This window comes from Thalassospira sp. UBA4513 (genome assembly GCF_002388495.1).
Classification (GTDB): Bacteria; Pseudomonadota; Alphaproteobacteria; order Rhodospirillales; family Thalassospiraceae; genus Thalassospira; species Thalassospira tepidiphila.
Map to the genome: position 1 here is coordinate 253,001 of NZ_DGMR01000038.1, position 2,216 is coordinate 255,216.

3 protein-coding genes are annotated in these 2,216 nt (G+C 54.3%); 2 read left to right on the top strand and 1 reads right to left on the bottom strand.

The window, feature by feature from the left end:
- The first annotated feature begins 67 nt into the window (after positions 1 to 67).
- Positions 68 to 1,042 carry an SAM-dependent methyltransferase gene (locus B2T33_RS16780; RefSeq protein ID WP_414716645.1) on the top strand — a complete coding sequence of 325 codons (975 nt, stop codon included), beginning with the start codon at positions 68 to 70 and terminating at the stop codon, positions 1,040 to 1,042.
- On the opposite strand, the gene B2T33_RS16785 is transcribed toward B2T33_RS16780, so the two are convergent.
- Positions 1,033 to 1,479 (bottom strand): GFA family protein, encoded by a 447-nt coding sequence (locus B2T33_RS16785; protein WP_197146628.1) that lies wholly within the window; start codon positions 1,477 to 1,479, stop codon positions 1,033 to 1,035. The genes B2T33_RS16780 and B2T33_RS16785 overlap by 10 nt on opposite strands.
- A 237-nt stretch (positions 1,480 to 1,716) precedes the next feature.
- Between B2T33_RS16785 and B2T33_RS16790 the strand changes: the two genes are divergently transcribed.
- The coding region (locus tag B2T33_RS16790; RefSeq protein ID WP_286792678.1) for an FAD-dependent oxidoreductase at positions 1,717 to 2,216 on the top strand (500 nt) is incomplete at its 3' end.

The following is a 2,216-nucleotide window of genomic DNA, read 5'->3' on the forward strand; positions in this document are numbered from 1 at the left end:
AGGCGGGAAAGCTGTCATGCAGCTTTCCCGCTTTTTTATTGGGTCAAAACGGCGTAAAAGCAGGCCCATGATGGAAAACACACAGACATTCGATACCCCGGACGGCGTTGATGCCGTAATCGAGCCGATGGATGCCACCGGCTACCTCGCCCCTGTCGGCTTTGAAGATCAGCTTGAAGCCGAACTTGGCGACGTCATTGAACGCCATGACCGGTTGATGTTTGCACCCGGTCCGGAACGGCGTGTCTTCTGGGCGCAGAATGTCTGGCGCAACCCGGTGCGGATTGCCATTCCCTCGATCAAGGGTGCGGCAAAAATCCTGAAATTCAATCAGCGCAACTGGGCCCTGTTCAAGTTTGACCATTTTTCACGCGCCAAACTGATCGAAGGGCACCTGCCCCATGTTTCGGCAAAACGTCAGGTATTTAGCGAACCGGCCCCGACCGCACCGCTTGGATCATGGACGCTGATTGATCCCGATACCATCATTGCATCGGCTGATTGTTCCAGCCCGTGGAAAAACGGCGAGGTCGAGTTTGAAGAAGACAAGGTCACCCCGCCAAACCGCGCCTACCTTAAACTGTGGGAAGCCTTCACTCGGCTTGGTGCCTATCCGCAGGCCGGAGATCGCACCATGGATCTGGGCGGAAGCCCGGGCGGCTGGACCTGGGTTTTGCATGAATTCGGCACCGATGTGATTTCCATCGACAAGGCCCGCCTTGATGCAAAGATCGCCAATCTGCCGCGCGTTGATTTCCGTCAGGAAAGTGCCTTTGGCCTGAATCCGGAAGAAATCGGCTATATCGATTGGTTGTGCTCGGACGTGATTTGCTATCCGGATCGACTGTTTACACTGGTCAATCAGTGGATCGATGCCGGGATGGCGACCAATTTCATCTGCACCATCAAATTGCAGGGCGATACGGACTATTCCGCAATCACCCAGTTTGCCGATATCCCCGGATCAAAGGTCGTGCATTTGTATAACAACAAGCACGAACTGACCTGGATGAAGGTGCCCGGCGTTACCGATCAGGACTGATCAGCGACGGCAGCATTGTCGGCCTTGTCTGATTGATCATGTTGGGGAATTGCCGGATCGAGCGGGTAATAATCCCCTTTATCCGCGCAATAAATCTGCCCGACTGTGGTCATACCCTTTGTATCATCAAGAGTTCCGGGCATCAGCGCCATATTGTCGTTGCGCACAGGGCGCCAGAACAGGGCGGTGCCGCATTCCTTGCAAAATCCGCGATCGGTTTTATCAGACATGCGATACCACCGCAGCCCGTCATCCTTGGCCAGTTTCAGATGATGGCGGTCAAAGCGGGCATAAGAGCTGACATGTCCATGCAGCTTGCGACACAGTTCGCAGTGACACATCACCGCATCGTCAACCGGCCCGTGAACTTCATAACGGACATCGCCGCAATGACATCCACCGCGATAAACCGTCTCCTTGTGCGCAGAATTGCCCACAGCAAACTCCCCTGGTTGGTGTTGGGTGGTCCTTTCTAATCTGTCTGCTTGGCGGCCATTTGCAAGCGACGCGCAATAAATCTGACACAGCCGGACAGAAATCATCACACCATTTCAGACAAATATGTTTGAGATTGAAGAAAAGCAGTCCTATTCTGCGCCTCTGTTCGGAGCCCGATGTTGACGCCACCGCGCCAGTTTCCGCCATCTGGCACCGCCCGAAAGCGATGGGAAAAAATGTCCGAAAATTCTTTCCAGTATGATGTGCTTATTATCGGCAGTGGTGCTGCCGGTTTGTCCACGGCACTCAAACTTGCCCCGCATGTAAAAGTCGCCGTTCTTTCCAAGGGAAAGATCGATGATGGATCGACCAACTGGGCACAAGGCGGTATTGCCGCCGTGCTTGATGCCGCCGACAGCATTGAAAACCACGTGCGTGATACGCTGGTGGCAGGTGCCGACCTTTGCAAACGTGAAACCGTCGAATTCGTCGCTACCAATGCACCAAAGGCAATTGCCTGGCTTGATGAACTTGGCATTCAACTGACCCGCGACCCCAATGGGGATAACAATCAGCCGTTCCACCTGACCCGCGAAGGTGGTCACAGTCATCGGCGCATTGTGCACGCGGCAGATGCCACCGGGCGTGCAGTTCAGACGACGCTTCAGGGGCAGGCGGTCAATCATCCGAACATTGATGTTTTTGAAAACTATCTGGCGATTGATCTGGTGACCGA